This is a genomic window from Methylobacterium haplocladii, from assembly GCF_007992175.1.
Classification (GTDB): Bacteria; Pseudomonadota; Alphaproteobacteria; order Rhizobiales; family Beijerinckiaceae; genus Methylobacterium; species Methylobacterium haplocladii.
Genome location: NZ_BJZT01000042.1, coordinates 1 through 19,394, shown reverse-complemented (window position 1 = coordinate 19,394; position 19,394 = coordinate 1). Strand labels below are relative to the sequence as shown.

General features: G+C 66.3%; 21 protein-coding genes and 1 tRNA gene. 16 read left to right on the top strand and 6 right to left on the bottom strand.

What is annotated here, in order from left to right:
- The first annotated feature begins 39 nt into the window (after positions 1–39).
- The 3 genes from hslV (at position 40) to hslU (ending at position 3,085) form a co-directional block, all read left to right on the top strand.
- A complete protein-coding gene (gene hslV, locus MHA02_RS18855; RefSeq protein WP_147081696.1) occupies positions 40–570 on the top strand; it encodes an ATP-dependent protease subunit HslV in 531 nt (176 codons plus the stop codon).
- Complete coding sequence (locus MHA02_RS18850; RefSeq protein ID WP_147081597.1) at positions 567–1,658, top strand: hypothetical protein; 1,092 nt, start codon at positions 567–569, stop codon at positions 1,656–1,658. Before hslV ends, MHA02_RS18850 begins: the two co-directional genes overlap by 4 nt.
- 113 nt (positions 1,659–1,771) lie before the next feature.
- Positions 1,772–3,085 carry an ATP-dependent protease ATPase subunit HslU gene (hslU, locus tag MHA02_RS18845; protein ID WP_147081595.1) on the top strand — a complete coding sequence of 438 codons (1,314 nt, stop codon included), beginning with the start codon at positions 1,772–1,774 and terminating at the stop codon, positions 3,083–3,085.
- A 189-nt stretch (positions 3,086–3,274) separates the two neighbouring features.
- Here hslU and MHA02_RS18840 read toward each other — a convergent pair whose 3' ends face one another.
- The 4 genes from MHA02_RS18840 to MHA02_RS18825 all read right to left on the bottom strand — a co-directional run bounded on the left by MHA02_RS18840 (position 3,275) and on the right by MHA02_RS18825 (position 6,625).
- Complete coding sequence (locus MHA02_RS18840) at positions 3,275–4,336, bottom strand: MBL fold metallo-hydrolase (protein ID WP_147081593.1); 1,062 nt, start codon at positions 4,334–4,336, stop codon at positions 3,275–3,277.
- 56 nt (positions 4,337–4,392) lie between these two features.
- Positions 4,393–4,599, bottom strand: a complete 207-nt coding sequence (locus tag MHA02_RS18835) for a hypothetical protein (RefSeq protein ID WP_238180290.1) — start codon at positions 4,597–4,599, stop codon at positions 4,393–4,395.
- A 103-nt stretch (positions 4,600–4,702) separates the two neighbouring features.
- Positions 4,703–5,797 (bottom strand): Rieske 2Fe-2S domain-containing protein, encoded by a 1,095-nt coding sequence (locus MHA02_RS18830; RefSeq protein WP_147081591.1) that lies wholly within the window; start codon positions 5,795–5,797, stop codon positions 4,703–4,705.
- Between the two features lie 369 nt (positions 5,798–6,166).
- Positions 6,167–6,625 carry a hypothetical protein gene (locus tag MHA02_RS18825; RefSeq protein ID WP_147081589.1) on the bottom strand — a complete coding sequence of 153 codons (459 nt, stop codon included), beginning with the start codon at positions 6,623–6,625 and terminating at the stop codon, positions 6,167–6,169.
- A gap of 431 nt (positions 6,626–7,056) precedes the next feature.
- On the opposite strand from MHA02_RS18825, the gene MHA02_RS18820 reads away from it, so the two are divergent.
- From MHA02_RS18820 to rimM, 5 genes are all read left to right on the top strand, one after another.
- Positions 7,057–7,278: an eL24 family ribosomal protein gene (locus MHA02_RS18820; RefSeq protein ID WP_147081587.1), complete on the top strand. Its 222-nt coding sequence runs from the start codon at positions 7,057–7,059 to the stop codon at positions 7,276–7,278.
- Positions 7,279–7,292: 14 nt separating this feature from the next.
- Entirely contained in the window at positions 7,293–8,858 is a 1,566-nt protein-coding gene (ffh, locus tag MHA02_RS18815) for a signal recognition particle protein (RefSeq protein WP_147081585.1), read from the top strand.
- A complete protein-coding gene (locus MHA02_RS18810; protein ID WP_147081583.1) occupies positions 8,855–9,190 on the top strand; it encodes a chorismate mutase in 336 nt (111 codons plus the stop codon). The genes ffh and MHA02_RS18810 overlap by 4 nt, the downstream gene beginning before the upstream one ends.
- Complete coding sequence (gene rpsP / locus MHA02_RS18805) at positions 9,190–9,552, top strand: 30S ribosomal protein S16 (RefSeq protein WP_147081581.1); 363 nt, start codon at positions 9,190–9,192, stop codon at positions 9,550–9,552. Before MHA02_RS18810 ends, rpsP begins: the two co-directional genes overlap by 1 nt.
- 204 nt (positions 9,553–9,756) lie before the next feature.
- Complete coding sequence (rimM, locus tag MHA02_RS18800) at positions 9,757–10,362, top strand: ribosome maturation factor RimM (protein ID WP_147081579.1); 606 nt, start codon at positions 9,757–9,759, stop codon at positions 10,360–10,362.
- A 3-nt stretch (positions 10,363–10,365) separates the two neighbouring features.
- Here rimM and MHA02_RS18795 read toward each other — a convergent pair whose 3' ends face one another.
- Positions 10,366–11,121: a class I SAM-dependent methyltransferase gene (locus MHA02_RS18795; protein WP_373318355.1), complete on the bottom strand. Its 756-nt coding sequence runs from the start codon at positions 11,119–11,121 to the stop codon at positions 10,366–10,368.
- Positions 11,122–11,204: 83 nt separating this feature from the next.
- On the opposite strand from MHA02_RS18795, the gene trmD reads away from it, so the two are divergent.
- The 3 genes from trmD (at position 11,205) to serA (ending at position 15,179) form a co-directional block, all read left to right on the top strand.
- Positions 11,205–11,906: a tRNA (guanosine(37)-N1)-methyltransferase TrmD gene (trmD, locus tag MHA02_RS18790; protein ID WP_147081575.1), complete on the top strand. Its 702-nt coding sequence runs from the start codon at positions 11,205–11,207 to the stop codon at positions 11,904–11,906.
- Between the two features lie 248 nt (positions 11,907–12,154).
- The gene (locus MHA02_RS18785; RefSeq protein ID WP_147081692.1) at positions 12,155–13,327 is read left to right on the top strand and encodes a phosphoserine transaminase; all 1,173 of its coding nucleotides are present in this window, start codon (positions 12,155–12,157) and stop codon (positions 13,325–13,327) included.
- 259 nt (positions 13,328–13,586) lie between these two features.
- Positions 13,587–15,179: a phosphoglycerate dehydrogenase gene (gene serA / locus MHA02_RS18780; RefSeq protein WP_147081573.1), complete on the top strand. Its 1,593-nt coding sequence runs from the start codon at positions 13,587–13,589 to the stop codon at positions 15,177–15,179.
- A gap of 273 nt (positions 15,180–15,452) precedes the next feature.
- On the opposite strand, the gene MHA02_RS18775 is transcribed toward serA, so the two are convergent.
- Positions 15,453–15,767, bottom strand: a complete 315-nt coding sequence (locus tag MHA02_RS18775) for a DUF2853 family protein (protein ID WP_147081571.1) — start codon at positions 15,765–15,767, stop codon at positions 15,453–15,455.
- Between the two features lie 179 nt (positions 15,768–15,946).
- On the opposite strand from MHA02_RS18775, the gene mtnA reads away from it, so the two are divergent.
- From mtnA to MHA02_RS18750, 5 genes are all read left to right on the top strand, one after another.
- Positions 15,947–17,044, top strand: coding sequence for an S-methyl-5-thioribose-1-phosphate isomerase (gene mtnA, locus MHA02_RS18770; protein ID WP_147081569.1), 1,098 nt, complete (start codon positions 15,947–15,949; stop codon positions 17,042–17,044).
- Positions 17,045–17,175: 131 nt separating this feature from the next.
- Entirely contained in the window at positions 17,176–17,367 is a 192-nt protein-coding gene (locus MHA02_RS18765) for a hypothetical protein (protein ID WP_170249345.1), read from the top strand.
- A gap of 197 nt (positions 17,368–17,564) precedes the next feature.
- Positions 17,565–17,641: transfer RNA gene (locus MHA02_RS18760), tRNA-Arg, on the top strand.
- Between the two features lie 704 nt (positions 17,642–18,345).
- Entirely contained in the window at positions 18,346–18,876 is a 531-nt protein-coding gene (locus tag MHA02_RS18755) for a TadE/TadG family type IV pilus assembly protein (protein ID WP_238180196.1), read from the top strand.
- Positions 18,876–19,394, top strand: a 519-nt coding sequence (locus tag MHA02_RS18750) for a TadE/TadG family type IV pilus assembly protein (protein ID WP_147081566.1), incomplete at its 3' end; no start/stop codon positions are given. The genes MHA02_RS18755 and MHA02_RS18750, both read left to right, overlap by 1 nt.

Sequence of the window (19,394 nt, the reverse complement as noted above, 5' to 3'; positions counted from 1 at the left end):
CCTCCTTTGCCTCACGCCGACGCAAGCGCCACGCCGTCCATGCACGCGACGACCATTCTCATGGTGCGCAAGAACGGACGCGTCGTCATCGGCGGTGACGGTCAGGTCAGCCTCGGGCAGACCATCGTCAAGGGCAATGCCCGCAAGGTGCGCCGCCTCGCCAAGGGCGCCGTGATCGGCGGCTTTGCCGGCGCGACGGCGGATGCCTTCACGCTGTTCGAGCGGCTCGAAGCCAAGCTCGAACAATATCCCGGTCAGCTCACCCGCGCCTGCGTCGAGCTCACCAAGGACTGGCGCACCGACCGCTACCTGCGCCGCCTCGAAGCGATGATGGTGGTGGCCGACAAGGAGGTGAGCCTGCTGCTGTCCGGGGCCGGCGACGTGCTGGAGCCCGAATACGGCGTCATGGCGATCGGCTCGGGCGGCAATTACGCGCTGGCAGCAGCCCGCGCGCTCGAAGACCAGGATCTCGACGCCGAGGCGATCGTCCGCAAGGCGATGGCGATCGCGGCCGAGATCTGCGTCTACACGAACGGCAATCTGGTGCTGGAAAGCCTCGACGAACGATGACGCCCGGTTTTCCGACCGCCTCGGCGGAGGTGTTTCGCGATATACTAGCGCGCGGGGTCGATACCGCCATCATCACGCAGGATCAGGCCGAACGCCTCGCCGCGCTGGCGGCCGGTCCGGAAGAGCCCGCGGACGACGAACGGCTGCGCTTCGTCACCGGCTTCGCGGACGTGTTCGTCACCTTTGGCGTGCTGCTCTTCCTCGGCGCGGTGCACGTGCTCGGCGGCTCGATGCTGGGTGGTGGCTGGAGTTCCGCACTCGTCGCCGTATTTGCCTGGGCACTGGCCGAACTGTTCACGCGCCGCCGGCGGATGGCGCTGCCGAGCATCGTCCTGCTTCTGATCTTCACCGTATCCTGTGCCTACGCGGCTGCGCTGGCTATCGCCGGCACGCCATCCTTGCCGGCATCTCTGGATCGCGAGCCGGTCACGGTGTTCGGTGCGGCGGCAGTCACGGTCGGGCTCGTCGCGCTGCATTACCGGCGCTTCGGCGTCCCCATCACGATCGCGGCCGGCACCGCCGCGCTCGCCGCGGCGCTGGTCGCACTTGCGGCATCGATCGCTCCCGAGCCCGTCGCGGCCCATCTGCCGGTCATCGTAGCCGGCGCCGGCCTCGCAGTGTTCGCCCTGGCGATGCGGTTCGACCTGAGCGATCCGGCTCGGCTGACGCGGCGCTCCGACATCGCCTTCTGGCTGCATCTACTGGCGGCTCCGCTTATCGTCCATCCGGTCCTGAGCGCGCTCGTCGCCGCGCGATCGGACATGGCACTGGACTCAAACGCCACCGCGTCTTTGTCCGCCTCCGGCGCGCAGGCCAGCGTGCTCGGCGTCGTGCTGCTGCTCAGCATCGTCGCCCTGGTGACCGACCGGCGGGCCATCCTCGTCTCGGGGCTCGCGTATGCCGGCTACACCATTGGCGACCTGATCCGGCAGATCGGCCTCGGCAATTCCGCGCTGCCGCTGAGCCTCCTCGTCCTCGGCGCCTTCGTCCTGATGCTGAGCGCCGGATGGCGGCCCCTGCGACGGGCAGTGCTCCGGTTGCTGCCGGGGGATGTCAGCCGGCGGCTGCCGCATCCCGTCGGGCTCTGACGCGGGATCGCGGCGTCTGGAAACGCGGCCTCGCGGCCCATAGATCGGGCCTCAGCCCAATGCCTTGGATCGGTTCTTGCGCCAGCGCGATCCGAACGCCTTTCAGGAACCCGATGACCACCTTCTCCCCCCGCGAGATCGTCTCCGAACTCGACCGCTTCATCGTCGGCCAGAACGACGCCAAGCGCGCCGTCGCCATCGCGCTGCGCAACCGCTGGCGCCGGCAGCAGCTCACCGGGCCGCTGAAGGAGGAGGTCGCGCCGAAGAACATTTTGATGATCGGCCCCACCGGCTGCGGCAAGACCGAGATCGCCCGGCGGCTGGCCAAGCTCGCGGGCGCGCCGTTCCTGAAGGTCGAGGCGACCAAGTTCACCGAGGTCGGCTATGTCGGCCGCGACGTCGAGCAGATCATCCGCGACCTAGTCGAGGTCGGCATCGGGCTGCGGCGCGAGGAGAAGCGCAAGGAGGTCAAGGCGAAGGCGGAAGCCGCTGCCGAGAACCGCATCCTCGACGCCCTGGTCGGGCCGACGGCGAGCGAGGCCACCCGCGCGTCGTTCCGCAGGAAGCTGCGCAACAGCGAGCTCGACGACAAGGAAGTCGAACTGGAACTCGCCCAGGGCGGGCCGCCCGGCATGCCGATGTTCGAGATCCCCGGCATGCCGGGCGCTTCGATGGGCGCGATCAACATCGGCGAGATGCTGGGCAAGGCGATGGGGGGCGCGAGGGCCAAGCCGAAACGCATGACCGTGAAGGACGCCTACGCGCCCCTTTTGGCTGAGGAATCCGACAAGCTCGTCGACGACGACGCGCTGACCCGCGAGGCGATCCGTGAGGTCGAGAACAACGGGATCGTGTTTCTCGACGAGATCGACAAGATCTGCGCCCGCGAGAGCCGCGGCGGCGGTGACGTGTCCCGCGAGGGCGTGCAGCGCGATCTGCTGCCGCTGATCGAGGGCACCACGGTCGCCACGAAGCACGGCGCGGTGAAGACCGACCACGTGCTGTTCATCGCCAGCGGCGCCTTCCACGTCTCGAAGCCCTCCGACCTGCTGCCCGAGCTGCAGGGCCGGCTGCCGATCCGCGTCGAGCTGCAGCCGCTGACCGTGGAGGATTTCAAGCAGATCCTCACCACCACGGAGGCGAGCCTGCTCAAGCAGACGGTTGCCCTGATGCAGACCGAGGGCGTCACCCTCGACTTTTCCGAGGATGCCGTCGATGCCCTCGCCCGCGTCGCGGTCGAGGTGAATTCCTCAGTCGAGAATATCGGCGCGCGCCGGTTGCAGACCGTGCTGGAGCGGGTGATCGATGAGATCTCGTTCAGCGCCACCGACCGATCCGGCGAGACGCTGCGGATCGACGCGGCCTATGTGCGGGACCGGGTCGAGGATCTGGCAGCGAATGCAGATCTGAGCCGGTTCATCCTCTAAGTTTGAACCGATCCGCCATGATAAATGCATTCTCCGTCATTGCGAGCGAAGCGAAGCAATCCAGGGCAAACTCATAAACCGCATTGTATTGGCCCTGGATTGCTTCGCTTCGCTCGCAATGACCGGCTGACAACAGTGACGTGTTTGACGCGAGGCTCCGTCTAATTTCGTATCGGCCTTGTACGGTCCTCACCCCGCCCAAACCTGCCCGGGCCGCAACGGCAGGAACACCTCCTGCCGGAGCCCGGCCGCACCGAGGGCCGCCGCGAGCGCCTCGGGCGGCCGTTCGATACCCTCGTCGGTGAGCTTGAACGTGCCCCAGTGGTGGCCGAGCGCCTGCTCGGCGCCGAGCAGCTTGAACGCCTCGACGGCGTCGGCCGGGTTCATGTGTTGCGGCTGCATGAACCAGCGGGGCTCGTAGGCACCGATCGGCAGCGTCGCGAGGCGGGGCGGGCCGAAGCGGGCGCGGATGTCGCGAAAGATCGTGCCCTGGCCGAGGCCGGTATCGCCGACATGGTAATGGACCCCGCGCGGCGTCGTCAGCACGAAGGCGCACCACAGGGCCATGCGCCGGTCGTTGAGCCCGCGGGCCGACCAGTGGTTGGCAGGGGTGAGATGCACCGTCGTGCCGCCGCCGAGGTCGACCGACTCGCCCCAGTCGCGGATCTCGACATGCATGGTCTCGTCGTAGCCGCGCAGGATCGCGTCGTTGCCGAGGGGGGCGACGATCAGCGGCTGGTGGTCCTGCCAGAGCCTCGCCATCGTCGGCCCGTCGAGATGGTCGTAGTGGTTGTGGGTGATCAGCACCGCGTCGATCGGCGGCAGCTTTTCGTAGCCGATGCCCGGTGGATTTACGCGTTTCGGGCCGGCGAAGCGCACGGGGCTGGCGCGTTTGGCAAAGACGGGGTCGACCAGGATGTTGCGGCCGGCGACCTGGAACAGGTAGCTCGCATGGCCAATCAGGACGACGCGCAAGCCGTCGACGCGCTCGGGCGGAATGTCGGCCGGGAACGGGCTCGGCGCGCTCGCCGGCCAAGCCTCGGTCTTGGCGGTCATGCGCCAGCGGGCGAGATCCGAAAAATCCTTGTCCGGAGGCTGCTCGGGCGCGTGGAATCGCACGCCGTCGAAATGGTCGCTCACCGGACCGCGATAATAGGGGTTCGCGCTGCGCCGGTGCGCGGCGTAGCCGACGCCGCCGAGGGTCATCACCGTGGCCGCGCTCGCGGCCGTGATCAGGCGTCGCCGTGTCATGCGTCCAACATGGCGGCCAAGCGCAACCGTTCAAGCGCCCCGGCCCAGACGCCGCATCAGGGCAGCGCGGCGCGGCTGGCGACGGCGTTGAGGTCTTCGGCCAGCGCACGGATCTTTTCGCGGGCGTGCTGCGCGACTTCTTCCTTCGATCGGTTCTCCGTCGGCACCACGACCACGCCGTTGATGCGCCCATGCTCGGCCAGCAAGGTGAAATTGAACCGGCCCGACCGGCTACGACGGATGACGTAATGCGGCGACGCCAAGCGAGACTCCTCTCCACCGTCTTGCGCACATGCTCTGCGGAATACGGCGGCAGGCCCTCGAAAGTTTCGGCGCAGCAATGGGTTCACGCGGCCTCGACGCCGCTCACGAACGCCAGCGCAGCTCCTGACGGCTAAGCGGATTTTCGAAGCTGCGACCGGCGCGGGCCGCCTCCAACGCCTCGCGCTTCAGGCGAAAATACCATTGCGACGGCAGATCGCCCTGGCCGAGCAGCACCATGGTCGGCTTGCGGTCGAGGCCGGCCTGGGCGTGCTGGAGCACTTGCTGGTCCTGGGTCAGGAACTGCCGCATCAGCGGCCGCGCCAGGGGCTTCAACAGGTTGAGTAGCGGCATGCTCCAGTAGAGCGCATTGGTGAGCATGGTGCGGTTGTTCGTGAGCGGGGTAGCGAAGGTGTAATTCGCCATCCGCTTCTCGCCCGCCACGATCCGCTCCAAGCGAATGCCGGGCAGGCGGAACTCGATCTCGACCTCCGGCGCACCGCCGAGCAGCTTGTAGATCGGCGAGCTCGTCGTGGTGGCATGGCTCGACATGACGAAGCCGTGCGGCACCGGCTGGAAGGTCTTCACCTTTTCCCGCAGCTCCTTCGAGGGCCGGAACCACCAGGAATCGTGAACGAAGGCGACGTGGCCCGGATCGACGAGACTCAGCGTCGTCAGGTCGAAGCTCGCCTCGACCTCCAGCTCCACCACGAGGCTCCCGGCGGCCTCGAAGCCGAGTTCGGGCACGGCGGGCAGGTCGGTCGCGCCAGCCGGCCCGAGATGCGGATTGACCCAGAGGAAGCCGGCACTCTCGACGATCGGGAAGCGCTGGACGGCGATCCGCGAGAAATCCGACGCATCCTTCTCGGAGAGCGTCGGCACGTCGCGGCAGCGCCCGTCCGTGCCGAAGCGCCAGCCGTGGAAGGGGCACATCACGGTGTCGCCGTCGAAGCGGCCCTTTGAGAGGGCCATGCCACGATGGGGGCAGCGGTCGCGCATGGCGAAGAGCGCGCCGGCCCCGTCGCGGCCGACGACGATCTGCTCGCTGTTGAGCTCCACCGGCCGCATGCCGCCGGCCTTCAGCGTCGGTGCCTGTCCGACACAGTACCAGGCGTTCGGCAGGGGCTCGCGCATCGCCTTCGGGTCGAGGGCGGCGTCGGTCACGGATTCGTCTGCGGCGCGCGTCGTCGCGGCGAGCATGGAGCCTCGTCGTCATCTCGGCGGCACCCCGTCGGGTGCGCTCGGGCCGTCATACGCCGCCGCCGGATGCGTTGCCAGCAGACGCTTCCGAGGCGTTTTGTGCGGCGCGGCGAGAGAACGCAGCCGGAGGGCTTTACGAAGCCGTGCCGGAGTCCCTACCTTCGTGGTCCCAGCAACGAACGAAAGGAGGTGATCCAGTGTCTCATTGTCATCAGCCGCTGTCATCGGCGACCAGGACCTGGACCGTTACCTCCGGCGAGAGCATCTAGCCCTCGCGGGACGCGCATCAGGTTTCGTCGGACCGCGGTTCGGCAATGGAAGGGCCGCCCTCATCGGGGCGGCCCTTCGTCGTTTCGGGATGGTTTGAAATCAGCGGGCCTGACCACTGAAGAGCGGCTGCATCAACGCCTCGCAGCGCGCCTTCCAGAGGTCGCGCTCGCCTCGCAGATCTTCCATTTTGGCGATCTCTTCGCCGATATGACTGCGCAGCTCGCGGACTTCCTGGGCGAGCAGCAGCTGAAGCTCGTCGCGGCGATCAGCCTCGAGACGAAGCTTGGCCTTCAGCATCATGTTCTCGGCGATGAGCTCGGCGACTTCGTCGTCCTGCGCCTGGGGCGTCTCGTCCGGGACGACGAGCCGCGGCGCCCAGCCGACGGTCTTGGCATCGGCGGCGGGAGCGGCGGTCGCCTGCGGGGCCTCGGCCTCCGGCTGGCGGCTTTCGGGAGCGGTCGCCCGCATCGCGGCGAGCCAGTCGCGCAGGGGTCCCGAGGTGCTCGACGGCCGGAGGCCGGTGTCGTGCAGAATGGTGTTACGAGCAGGTTCCGACATCGACTGGATCCTCGATTTCCAGGCCATGTCAGCCAAACATGCTTAAGGAACGGTAAAGGTTAAGCGCGGTCGTCCCGTCCCATCGGAGGATCGGGCCCAAGATTACAACCTGTACCTGCAGTTATAGATTTTACGGTTGATGGACCAAATCGTCACCCCGGGGCACGGCAGGCGAAACCGTAAGGACGGCGCGGTCGTTGCGAACCCTGGTGGATCGCCACCGGACCCGGAGCCCCGATCGCTCCGAACCGAAAACTTGACTTGACGACACCGCAGGCCTAACGCGGCTGCCCAATCCGACGACACGTCGTCACCATTCGAAGCCGCCCGGCCCCAGAGGCCGGAGGTCAACGCCCGACAGCGCGTCTGCGCCCTCGGGCGTGCTTCGCGTTGGCGGCAAAGCGTCTCAACAGGCGAGGCAGCGGCGGCACATGGCGCCTGCGACCGACACGATCCTGCGCATCGAGGATGCGGTCAACGAGCATTGCCCCTGGTCGGGCAAGCCGATCGCGGCCGACTCCCTGACACTCTACAACGGCGCCGTGGTCGGCTTCTGCAATCCCGACTGCAGGGACAAGTTCGCCCGCGCCGTGGCCGGCTTCGAGGACGCGCTGCAGGCGCGCCGCGCGGCCAATGCCGGCGTCTATCAGTAGGGCCTGAGATCAGCATGTTCGAAGGTCTCTCCGACCGCCTCTCCGGCATTCTCTCCGGGCTCACCCGCCGCGGTGCACTGACGGAGGCCGACGTCACCGCCGCCATGCGCGAGGTGCGCCGCGCGCTGCTGGAAGCCGACGTTTCCCTCGAGGTGGTGCGCAGCTTCACCGAGGCGGTGCGCGAAAAGGCCGTCGGCGCCGTCGTCGTGAAATCGGTGACGCCCGGCCAGATGGTCGTGAAGATCGTCAATGACGAACTCGTGGCCATGCTCGGCACCGAGGCCGGCATCATCGACCTGAACGCGCCCGCCCCCGTCGCCATCCTGATGGTCGGCCTGCAGGGCTCGGGCAAGACCACCACGACGGCCAAGATCGCCCGCCGGCTCTCCGGTCGCGACAAGCGCCGGGTGCTGCTCGCCTCGCTCGACACCCGCCGCCCGGCGGCGATGGAGCAGCTTGCGGTTCTGGCCAAGCAGGTCGAGGTCGAGAGCCTGCCCATCGTCGCCGGCCAGTCAGCGGTGCAGATCGCGCGGCGCGCCATGGAGGCCGCCCGCCTCGGCGGCTTCGACGTGGTGATGCTCGACACCGCCGGCCGCACCACGGTCGACGACGCGCTGATGGCCGAGGCTGCCGAGGTCAAGGCGGTGACGAACCCGCACGAGGTGCTCCTCGTCGCCGACGCGCTCACCGGCCAGGACGCGGTGAACACGGCGCGGGCCTTCGACCAGCGCATCGGCGTCACCGGCATCGTGCTGACCCGCATGGACGGCGACAGCCGCGGCGGCGCGGCGCTCTCCATGCGCGCCGTCACCGGCAAGCCGATCAAGCTCGTCGGCACCGGCGAGAAGGTCGACGCCCTCGAAGAGTTTCACCCGGCCCGCGTCGCCAACCGCATCCTCGGCATGGGCGACATCGTCTCCCTCGTCGAGAAGGCGGCCGAGACCATCGACCACGAGCAGGCGCTCCGCACCGCGGAGAAGATGCGCAAGGGCAAGTTCGACCTCGACGACCTGTCGATGCAGCTCGGACAGATGGAGAAGATGGGCGGCATCGGCGGCCTGATGGGCATGCTGCCCGGCATGGGCGCCATGAAGAAGCAGGTCGAGGGTGCCAACCTCGACGAGAACATGTTCAAGCGCCAGCGCGCGATCATCTCCTCGATGACCGCACAGGAGCGCAAGAACCCCGACATCCTCAAGAACTCCCGCAAGAAGCGCATCGCGGCGGGCTCGGGGACGAAGGTCGAGGAGCTGAACAAGCTCCTGAAGATGCACCGGACCATGGCCGACATGATGAAGGCGATGGGCTCGGGAAAACGCGGCATCGGCCAGGCACTCGGCTCGATGTTCGGCCTCGGCGGAGGCGGCATGGGTGGTCTGCCCGGCGGCATGAAGATGCCTCCCGGCATGCCCGAGCCGACGCCGGAGCAGATCGAGCAGATGCAGAAGCAGTTTGGCGGAAAACTCCCGCCGATGCCTTCGGGCATGGGCGGCGGAATGCCCAAGATGCCGGGTCTGCCGGGCCTCGGTGGGCCGAAGCTTCCGGGCCTCGGCGGCTTCATGCCGGGCAAGAAGAAGTGAGCATCCTGTCCGCACAAGGGGTCGACCCCGAACTCGTGCGCCTGCGCGACAGCATCGACAATTTCGATGCGGCGCTGATCCACCTGCTCGCCGAGCGCTTCCGCTGCACGCAGCGGGTCGGCGAACTCAAGGCGCGCAAGGGCATGCCGGCGTCCGATCCCGACCGGGAGGCGCGTCAGGTCACCCGCTTAAGAAAACTCGCGGTCGACGCCAAGCTCGACCCCGACTTCGCCGAGAAATTCCTGGCCTTCGTGGTCAAGGAAGTGATCCGGCACCACCACACGATCGCGCAGAATGCCGATCTGAACAACGACACCGAAAGGAAAGACTGATGTCCCTCAAGATTCGTCTCACCCGCGGCGGCGCCAAGAAGCGCCCCTATTACCGCATCGTCGTCGCCGACGCCCGCGCCCCCCGCGACGGCCGCTTCATCGAGAAGGTCGGCGCCTACGACCCGATGAAGGCCAAGGACGATCCGGCCCGCATCGTGCTCGACAACGAGAAGATTTCGTCCTGGCTCGCCAAGGGCGCTCAGCCGACCGACCGCGTCCTGCGCTTCCTGGACGCCGCCGGCCTCGCCAAGCGCCCCGTGCGCAACAACCCGCAGAAGGCGGAGCCCGGCGAGAAGGCCAAGGAGCGCGCCACCAAGCGCGCCGAGAAGCTCGCCGCCCCGGCCGAAGACGCCGCGGCGTAAGCTGTTGCCACCGACCCCTCTCCCCACTGCGGGAGAGGGTTCCTGCGGAGCAGAGGGTTAGCGCGACGGGGGCTCAATAAAGCGCCCTCGAAGCGATCTTCGCCCTTCCCGAGACCGTTGCTCCCCTCTCCCGACCCGCTTCGCGGGCCACCCTCTCCCGCAGAGGAGAGAGGGATCCAGCCCTCACCACCGAGACCGAGCCCCATGGCCCGCCGCCCAGGCACCCCATCGCGCGCCGCGAGCGAAGCACGGGCGATCCCCGCAAACCTCATCGCCCTGGGCGAGTTCGGCCGCGCACAAGGCCTGCGCGGCGAGATTCGGCTGAAATCCTACACGAGCGATCCGCTCGCCATCGCCGGCTACGGCCCACTGCTCGCGGCCGACGGGCGGACCTTCGTCCTCACCGACGCCAAGCCCGCCCCCGGCTCCTCTCCCGACCTCCTCGTCGTCCGAGTCGCGGGCGTGACCGATCGCACCGGAGCCGAGGCGCTGACGCGGGTCGCGCTCTACTGCTCGCGGGACAAGCTCGGGAAACCCGAGGACGAGGACGAGTTCTTCGCCGCCGACCTCGTCGGCCTCGATGCAGTCGACGCCACCGGGACCGTGATCGGCATCGTCATCGGCGTGCCGAATTACGGCGGCGGCGATCTCCTGGAAATTCGCCCGGCGCTCGGCGGGGCCACGGCGCTTCTGCCCTTCACCAAGGCTTTCGTTCCGACCCTCGACGTCCAAAACCGCCGCATCGTGATCGATCCGCCGGAGGACCTTTTTGCGCCGCCGGGGCCGAAGCCTGCGGACGAGCCGGACTGACGGCTATTGCTTCTTCCGCCCCCGCGTCGCCTCTTCCTTGCAGGGCGTGATCGTCGCCGGGTCGGGCCGCGTTTCCGGGGACGGCGCCTCGAAGATCGCGAGGTAGCCGACGCCGCCCTTCAGCGTCTTCAGGCTGACCTCTTTGTAGCCGGCAGCCGCGAGTTCGCAGCGCAGGAGTTTCGGCGGCGTGCCGTGCTTCGAGGGGATGTCGTCCGCGTCGACGATGCCGACCCGGCCGCCCGGCTTCATCGCGGCGGCGAGGTTGTGGAGCAGGCCGTAGGGCTGGGCGACCTCGTGGTACATGTGGACCAGCACAGCGGCATCGAGCGAGGCTGGCGGCAGGCGTGGGTCGTGCGCCTCGCCGCGAACGACGGTGATGTTGGACTGGCCGCTCGCCCGCACCATCTTGTCCAAGTCGGCGAGGTAATCCGGCGTGATGTCCTCGGCGAGCACCCGCCCGGTCGGGCCGACGCGCTTGGCCAGCCGAAACACGTAATAGCCGTTGCCGGCGCCGACATCGGCGACGGTCTGCCCTTCGCGGATGTCCATCAGCGCCCCTACCTGCCCGACTTCGTCGGCCTTGTTGCGCTCCTTCTCCAGCGCCCATTGCGCCGAGACGATCTCGGCCACCGGCCGATCGGGCTTCGGGAATCGGTCTGCCGACGCGCCGGGTGGGGCCATCGGCTGGATGTCCTGCGCAACGGCGCCGGCAGCGAGTGCGAATGTCAGGGCGAGCATGATGAACGGGCGGCGGATCATGATGCGAGCATAGCGCAAAGGCCGCCCCGATTTCGGGCACGCGCCGATTTGACGCCCGCCCGCGCGACGCGTCATGGGAGGCGATGACGACCACCGCGCCCTGGCACGCCACGATCCTCACCCTCTACCCCGAGATGTTTCCGGGCCCCCTCGGGGTCTCACTCTCGGGCGACGCGCTCTGTCGCGGCACCTGGGCGCTGGACACCCGCCAGATCCGCGAGCACGGCATCGGCCGCCACCGCAGCGTCGACGACAGCCCCGCCGGCGGCGGTGCCGGCATGGTGCTCCGCTGCGACGTGCTTGGCCCCGCAATCGACGCAGCCGCTCCGGCCGGCGATCCGCGCCCGCGCCTGCTGATGTCGCCGCGTGGAAAACCCCTGACGCAGTCCAAGGTGCGCGCGCTCAGCGCAGGACCGGGCGCGGTGATTGTCTGCGGCCGCTTCGAGGGCGTGGACGAGCGGGTGATCGCGGGCCGTAGCTTGGAGGAAGTCTCGATCGGCGACTACGTGCTTTCGGGCGGCGAGATTGCAGCCCTGGTGCTGATCGATGCCTGCGTCCGCCTGCTGCCGGGTGTCATGGGCAAGCTCGCGTCCGGCGACGATGAGAGCTTCGAGGCGGGGCGTCTCGAGTATCCGCATTATACGCGGCCTCGTGAGTGGGAGGGGCGCGCCATCCCGGACGTGCTGAACGGCGGGAATCATGGCGCGGTCGCGAAATGGCGCGAGGCGGAAGCGTTGCGGATCACGCGCGAGCGGCGGCCGGACCTGCTGGCGAACGACGAATAGGCGTCGGCGCTGATCACTCCGCCATGCTCCGCATGGTCCCCTCGCCCGAGGGGCGAGGACATGCGCCGCCCCCCCTTCCCCATGGGCTGAGGTTGATCGCGAAGCGGACGGAGAAGGCCGCGTGATGCCGAAGCCACGCCGGGCGAATGTCTGAAAGTACACCTTGCTTTCGCCGCAGACCTCCGCCATCCCCATCGGCGGGACACCTCCCCCCAACGGGAGGCGCCCATCTGTAAGGATGGTTCATGATGACTGACCGACCCGACACGCGCCCGCGCGTGCCTAATTTCTCGTCCGGACCCACGGCCAAGCGCCCTGGCTGGACCCTCGACGCGCTCTCCGGCGCTGCCCTCGGCCGCTCGCATCGTTCCGCACCCGGCAAGGCCAAGCTCCGCGAGGCCATCGCGCTGACGCGCACGGTTTTGCGCGTGCCCGACGATTACCGCATCGGCATCGTCCCCGCCTCCGACACGGGCGCCGTGGAGATGGCGATGTGGTCGATGCTCGGCGAGCGCCGCGTCGAGGTGATGGCCTGGGATTCCTTCGGGGCCGAATGGGTCACCGATGCGCTGAAACAGCTCAAGATCGACCCGATCGTGCGCACCACCGAGCACGGCGTGCTGCCGGCGCTCGACGCGATCGATACGAAGCACAACGACGTCGTCTTCACCTGGAACGGCACCACGGCCGGCGTGCGCATCCCGCACGACGACTGGATCGCCGACGACCGCGAGGGCGTCACCATCTGCGACGCCACCTCGGCGGCGTTCGCGATGCCGCTGCCGTGGCACAAGCTCGATGTGATCACCTATTCCTGGCAGAAGGTGATGGGCGGCGAGGCGGCGCACGGCATGCTGATCCTCTCGCCCCGCGCGGTGGCACGCATTGAGAGCCACAAACCGGCTTGGCCGCTGCCGAAGATCTTTCGGATGACCAAGGGCGGCAAGCTGATCGAGGGCATTTTCCAGGGCGACACCATCAACACGCCCTCCATGCTGGCGGTCGAGGACTATCTCGACACGCTGCGCTGGGGCCAGTCGATCGGCGGGCTCGACGCGCTCCATGCGCGGGCCGACGCCAACGCGCGGGTGATCCACGACTGGGTCGCGCGCACCCCCTGGATCGGCCATCTCGCCGTCGATCCGGCGACCTACACGAACACGGGAATCTGCCTCGTGATCAGCGACCCCGACGTGCTCGCGCTGGGCGACGCGGTGGTGGCGAAGGTCGCCAAGGGCATGGTCGACCGGCTCGACAAGGAGGGTGTCGCCTACGACCTCGGCGCCTACCGCGACGCGCCCCCCGGCCTGCGCATCTGGTGCGGCGCGACCGTCGAGGCGTCCGACCTCGAAGCGCTGACGCCGTGGCTCGACTGGGCCTTCGCCGAAGAGAAGAACGCGCTGGCTGCCGCGGCAGCTTAGCTCGACGCGTTCAACCCTCTCCCCTCTGCGGGAGGGGGTGCCTCGCGGATGCGAGGCGCGAGAGGGCACGCCCTCTCAGGAAACGTCCCTCCCTCTCCCGATCCGCTTCGCGGGCCACCTTCTCCCCAACCCAAATCGGGCTCGCCCGACTTGGGCAGCTGGTCTGCAGATCTCGGGCAAGCCCGAGATCTGTTGGGGAGAGGGGTCATGCGCGGATGCATACCGCCCTATCCCTTTTTTTCCAGAGCCGGAGGCCATCATGCCCGCTCCCAAAGTTCTCATCTCCGACGCCCTCTCCGAAGCCGCCGTCCAGATCTTCCGGGACCGGGGCATCGACGTCGATTTCCAGCCGAATCTCGGCAAGGACAAGGAGGCGCTGGCCGCCATCATCGCGAACTACGACGGCCTCGCCATCCGCTCGAACACCAAGGCGACGGCGAAGCTCCTGGCCGAGGCCGCGAAGCTCAAGGTGATCGGCCGCGCCGGCATCGGCGTCGACAACGTCGACGTGCCGGCTGCGACCGCAAAAGGCGTCATCGTGATGAACACGCCCTTCGGCAACTCGATCACCACGGCCGAACACGCCATCGCGATGATGTTCGCGCTGGCTCGCCAGATCCCGCAGGCCGACGCTTCCACCCAGGCCGGCAAGTGGGAGAAGAACCGCTTCATGGGCGTCGAGCTGACCGGCAAGACCCTCGGCGTGGTCGGCTGCGGCAACATCGGCGCCAACGTCGCAGACCGGGCGATCGGCCTGAAGCTGAAGGTGATCGCCTACGATCCCTTCCTGTCGCCTGAACGCGCCGTGGCCCTCGGCGTCGAGAAGGTCGAGCTCGACCAGTTGCTGGCGCGCGCCGACATCATCACGCTGCACGTGCCGATGACGGACAAGACCCGCAACATCCTCTCGGAAGAGAACCTCGCCAAAACCAAGCGCGGCGTACGCATCGTCAATTGCGCCCGCGGCGGTCTGGTCGACGAGCAGGCGCTTCGGGCGGCACTGGACTCCGGGCATGTCGCGGGAGCGGCCTTCGACGTGTTCGTGACGGAGCCGGCGACCGAGAACGTCCTGTTCGGCCACCCGAACGTGATCTGCACGCCGCATCTCGGCGCCTCGACCTCCGAGGCGCAGGAGAACGTCGCGCTGCAGGTCGCCGAGCAGATGTCGGACTATCTGCTGTCGGGCGCGATCTCGAACGCGGTCAACTTCCCGTCGATCTCAGCGGAGGAAGCGCCGCGGCTCAAGCCCTTCGTGAGCCTCGCAGAAAAGCTCGGCTCGTTCCTCGGGCAACTCACCGAGGCGCCGATCAAGGGCATCCGCATCACCTACGAGGGCGCCGTGGCCGCCATGAACACCCGCGCGCTGACCTCGGCTGCGGTGACCGGTGTGCTGCGGCCGTTCCTCGCCGACATCAACATGGTCTCGGCGCCGGCGATCGCGAAGGATCGCGGCATCGTCATAGACGAGATCAAGCGCGAGGGCGGCGTCAGCGAGTTCGAATCGGTGATCCGCATCACGGTGGACGCCGAGGACATGCCGCGCGACGCCGCCGGTACGGTGTTTCACGACGGCAAGCCCCGCGTCATCGAGATTCGCGGCATCGAGATCGAGGCCGCGCTGACACCGCACATGCTCTACGTGCGCAATCACGACCGGCCCGGCTTCATCGGCAGCTTCGGCAGCGTGCTGGGCGAGGCGGGCGTCAACATCGGCACGTTCAACCTCGGCCGCGAATCGGAAGGCGGCAATGCCATCGCCTTCGTCGCCGTGGATGCGCCGGTGCCGCCGGAGGTGCTGGCGAAGATCCAGGACATCCCGCAGGTGAAGCGGGTGCGGCCGGTGAACTTTTGAGGGATCGGCGGTCATCGCTGAAACGCCAGTACGAAACACTGCGCAAGCCCGCGCGAAGTGTCATCTGAGACTGCCCACGAGCGAGCACGTGACGAAGACTCGGGTTGGAGGTGTCGTCCCAGCCGCGCTGCCTTCACCAACCGCGCCTCGTTTGTGCACTCGTGGGTACTTTTCGCATTCGAGGGATCGGGCGGCGGCAAGCGAGGACGTCGTCGCGCTGGCCCTGGGCTGCTTCGCTGCAATTGCAGCGACGACGAGTTCGTCGCCCGCCTGTCAGGCGAACGTGTCGAGTTTCCCGTAATGCTCGGCGAGCAAGTAATAGAAGGTCAGCCGCGACTTGGTTCGATCGGCCTTCATTCTCTGGCAGGTCGCCTCGATCGATGCGTCGAGGTCGTCGCCCGACAGTCCCAGCTTCTTCTCCAGAAAGTTCTTGCGGACGGTCTCGCGCTCGGCTTTGTCGGAACAGGCGACGTATCGCGTGTCGGGCTTGGACAGCACGAGCCGGTAGGTCTTCGTCAGGCCCGCGACGGCTTTCTCGTTGACCGGCGCCTTGGCGTATTTCTTCACGTCCTCGAGATGGTCCGACATCGCGAAACTCTCCTCCGGCCGTCCGCGGCCATCAGCAGAATGCCGCAATTTGGAGTGATGCGGCAGGGGTCGGCGCGCCCGTCCACAATCAAGCAGTCGGAAGACCCGCACGATAACGTGAAACGTCAGAGCGGCCGCCACGTTTCGTCTCGGTTCGACAGTCCAGGGTTCAACGAATCATGAAGATCGACGGCCGGCACTACCGCACCATCTTCCTCGATGCCGACGGCAGCGCCGTGCAGGTGATCGACCAGACCCGGCTGCCCTTCGCCTTCGAGCTGCAGCACCTCGCCACGATGGAGGATGCAGCACGCGCGATTCGCACCATGGTCGTGCGCGGCGCGCCCCTGATCGGCGTGACGGCGGCCTACGGGCTGGCCCTGGCCATGCGCGAGGATGCCTCGTCCGAGGGCATCGAGCGCGCGGTGGCGACCCTCGCCGCCACACGCCCTACGGCGATCAACCTGCGCTGGGCCCTCGATCGCGCGGCCTCCGTTCTGCGCGGCGCCCAAGCCCGCGAGCGTGTGGCGCTGGCCTTCGCGGAGGCCGGGCGCATCGCCGACGAGGACGTGGCGAGCTGCCGCTCCATCGGCGAGCACGGCGGACGCATCCTCTCCGACATCGCAGCCGCCAAAGGCGGCCGGATCGACGTGCTGACCCATTGCAATGCCGGCTGGCTCGCCACGGTCGACTGGGGCACGGCGCTGGCGCCGATCTATGCCGCGCACGATGCCGGCGTGCCGGTCCATGTCTGGGTGGACGAGACCCGGCCGCGCAACCAGGGCGCAGCGCTCACCGCCTTCGAGCTCCACGCCCACGGCGTGCCGCACACCGTCATCGCCGACAATGCCGGAGGCCACCTGATGCAGCACGGGCAGGTCGACGTCTGCATCGTCGGCTCGGACCGCACCACGGCGAGCGGCGACGTCTGCAACAAGATCGGCACCTACCTGAAAGCGCTGGCCGCGCACGACAATTCCGTGCCGTTCTACGCCGCCCTGCCCTTCTCGACGATCGACTGGACGCTGAACGACGGAGTCGCCGAGATCCCGATCGAGGACCGCGATGCCCGCGAGGTCACTCATCTCACCGGTCGCACAGCCGAGGGCGGGTTCGAGACGATCCAGGTGGTCTCTCCCGGCAGCCCGGTCGCCAACCCCGCCTTCGACGTAACCCCGGCACGACTCGTCACCGGCATCATCACGGAGCGCGGCATCGCGTCGGCGAGCCCGGAAGGCCTGCTCGGGCTTTATCCGGAACGGCGGAAAGCGGCGTAGTGCGGTACGCGTCTCCAAGCTCCAGCCGTGTCGCACGCGCGAGCACCGGACTGGCTCCCCGTTCGCGGAGCGCACGCCGGTACCGGTCGCTTGCGGTTGCCGTGCGCGAAGCGCACTGCATGTAAGGCCATATGTCAGTGACCGATCAGCCCGCCACGCCGACCGCCGACACCGCGCCGCAGCTCAACGCGCTGACGCGCGAGCGACTCGGCCGGCAATTGCGAGCCCTCTACGAACCGGTCATCGACGAAGCCCTCGACCCGCGCCTGGCCGAACTGCTGCAGCAGCTCGACAACGACAGACGCGGTGATCCGGCCGTCTGATCCAGCCGGCGCTGGTACGATCCGAGCCGATGCCCTTCGCGGCTCGGTCGATCGTCTCATCGGCTTTTGTGAACGTCATCGCGGTCGGCCGGGCTGCGGCCGACCGCATTTCGGTTTCGCCGAAGGCACGCAGGATGCGGTTTGGCACGGGGTTGACCAGGGCTGGGACCCGTGGCTTTTGAGATCCGGCACCCCCAGACTCCGTAGCTCAGCTGGATAGAGCAGCCGCCTTCTAAGCGGCAGGTCGTTGGTTCGAGCCCAACCGGGGTCGCCATTCTAAAACATCTGCCACCGCTGAATGTTGTCCCTCGCAACGCCTCAATGGGCGGTTTTCGGCGAGGACGTCGTCTCCTATTCGGAGGCAAATCGCAGGGTCGCCTGTAAACGGTCCCCCGCCTGAAGGCCGAGACCGGCCGGGCGGGCCTCTCCTGCCTCTGGGCGCGACTGCAGACGCGGCACAGATGATCGCGAGGGTGGCTGAGCATTTCGATCAATGAGAGCCTTCTCATACCAATGGAAACGATCGCCGATGCTACGCCCCTGAGGAGCAAAATTTTCTTCGATCGCATCACAGATCGCCGAACGAAGGCGCAAGATCTCATGCTCTAATTATTTTAGTCACGTATTTTCATAGATCTTCAAATGGATTTATCTTTGATTGAATCATTTATATCTAGCTTCTACGGCAACCTTAGGATGATTAATATCGACGAAAATACCATTTCAACTGAAAAATCTCCCCGAAGTCACCATTAATCAAAACCTTAGGTACGACCTGCGCGTTCAATAGTTCCAAACCTCCAGACGTCTGGGGCTTTTTTATCTTAGATTAAGATTCTTGATGCATTGACGAGTTGCCTGTGTCCCGTGTTCGGCGGGTCCGACCGCTATCGGTGTGTGTGCCTCGTAAGACCTCAAGAAGGAATGGCAGTGCGACAGCCAATCCAAAATCCGCAATCGAGGCCGATGTATCGGATCGTGAGCGAGATCAAATGTGCTCGAGGAAGCACAGCTGTCGAATTCGCACTGGTTGCTCCGATGTTGATTATGACGATCATATTTATAATGGTCGTTGGCGCTGGTCTTTATTTGAGTCAGGAGCTCGATTTTGCGACAAGCCAAGCAGCCCGAATGATCATGACGGGATCTGCACAAGCTTCCTCGATGACACAAAGCACCCTGACGAATAAAATCTGCAGTAAGCTTCCGGCGTCGGTCGCATGCTCGGACCTGATTGTCAATCTCTATATCGTTCCGAAATCGAGCTCTCCTGGCGGATATTTTATATATGTCAAAGCAGATTTAAGCGGTCTGATCATCCCGCCATTGACCCCGGGATCGGGGCAATTCAATCTGGGTATTCAGGGCGATTATCAATACCTGCAAGTCATATATCCTATTACACTATTACCATCATTCATGGCGGATATATTTGGCGGCACGAAGTACAAGGGCTCGTCAGCCTATTTGGCCGTATCGACCGCGGTGTTTAGAAACGAAAAATATTGATGAGCTACCCAGTCAAGATCATCGGTCGTTTTTCTCGTGACCAGAAGGCGATGGCTGCCATTGAATTTGCGATCATCATGCCGGTCCTCATCACGATCATGCTTGGCGGCATACAGCTTGTATCTTATACGAATGCTTCGCGTCGAGTCGATCTGATCGTACGCTCAATCAGCGAGATGATTTCTCAGGCAGTTCCTCCAAGCAATTCTTCGACCGCGACTGTCAACGCGGTTGATTTGCACTTCGCTTATGATTCCGCGCTGGTAACCTTTCCTTACGTCATGACAGACGCCAAAAGTAAGGGAATATCATGGTGGCAGAACATCGTTATAAATTTTGCCAGCATCAAATTTACTCCCACATCGGGGAACTGCTCTGCGTCAAGCGATCAAAGCGCCTGCAACGTCGCTTCTGTGGTTTGGACGAGTACGGGACTCAACTCGACGAATTATCGTCCATGTGTCGTCCCGCAACTCCCCGCTGACGATACGAGCGCGCCCTCGTCGGCAACGTTGCCG

Bases quoted from the DNA above. Each gene is read 5' to 3' on its own strand.
- hslV (WP_147081696.1), top strand. From the start codon at position 40: ATGCACGCGACGACCATTCTCATGGTGCGCAAGAACGGACGCGTCGTC.
- MHA02_RS18850 (WP_147081597.1), top strand. From the start codon at position 567: ATGACGCCCGGTTTTCCGACCGCCTCGGCGGAGGTGTTTCGCGATATA.
- hslU (WP_147081595.1), top strand. From the start codon at position 1,772: ATGACCACCTTCTCCCCCCGCGAGATCGTCTCCGAACTCGACCGCTTC.
- MHA02_RS18840 (WP_147081593.1), bottom strand. From the start codon at position 4,336: ATGACACGGCGACGCCTGATCACGGCCGCGAGCGCGGCCACGGTGATG.
- MHA02_RS18830 (WP_147081591.1), bottom strand. From the start codon at position 5,797: ATGCTCGCCGCGACGACGCGCGCCGCAGACGAATCCGTGACCGACGCC.
- MHA02_RS18825 (WP_147081589.1), bottom strand. From the start codon at position 6,625: ATGTCGGAACCTGCTCGTAACACCATTCTGCACGACACCGGCCTCCGG.
- MHA02_RS18820 (WP_147081587.1), top strand. From the start codon at position 7,057: ATGGCGCCTGCGACCGACACGATCCTGCGCATCGAGGATGCGGTCAAC.
- ffh (WP_147081585.1), top strand. From the start codon at position 7,293: ATGTTCGAAGGTCTCTCCGACCGCCTCTCCGGCATTCTCTCCGGGCTC.
- rpsP (WP_147081581.1), top strand. From the start codon at position 9,190: ATGTCCCTCAAGATTCGTCTCACCCGCGGCGGCGCCAAGAAGCGCCCC.
- rimM (WP_147081579.1), top strand. From the start codon at position 9,757: ATGGCCCGCCGCCCAGGCACCCCATCGCGCGCCGCGAGCGAAGCACGG.
- MHA02_RS18795 (WP_373318355.1), bottom strand. From the start codon at position 11,121: ATGATCCGCCGCCCGTTCATCATGCTCGCCCTGACATTCGCACTCGCT.
- trmD (WP_147081575.1), top strand. From the start codon at position 11,205: ATGACGACCACCGCGCCCTGGCACGCCACGATCCTCACCCTCTACCCC.
- MHA02_RS18785 (WP_147081692.1), top strand. From the start codon at position 12,155: ATGACTGACCGACCCGACACGCGCCCGCGCGTGCCTAATTTCTCGTCC.
- serA (WP_147081573.1), top strand. From the start codon at position 13,587: ATGCCCGCTCCCAAAGTTCTCATCTCCGACGCCCTCTCCGAAGCCGCC.
- MHA02_RS18775 (WP_147081571.1), bottom strand. From the start codon at position 15,767: ATGTCGGACCATCTCGAGGACGTGAAGAAATACGCCAAGGCGCCGGTC.
- mtnA (WP_147081569.1), top strand. From the start codon at position 15,947: ATGAAGATCGACGGCCGGCACTACCGCACCATCTTCCTCGATGCCGAC.
- MHA02_RS18765 (WP_170249345.1), top strand. From the start codon at position 17,176: ATGTCAGTGACCGATCAGCCCGCCACGCCGACCGCCGACACCGCGCCG.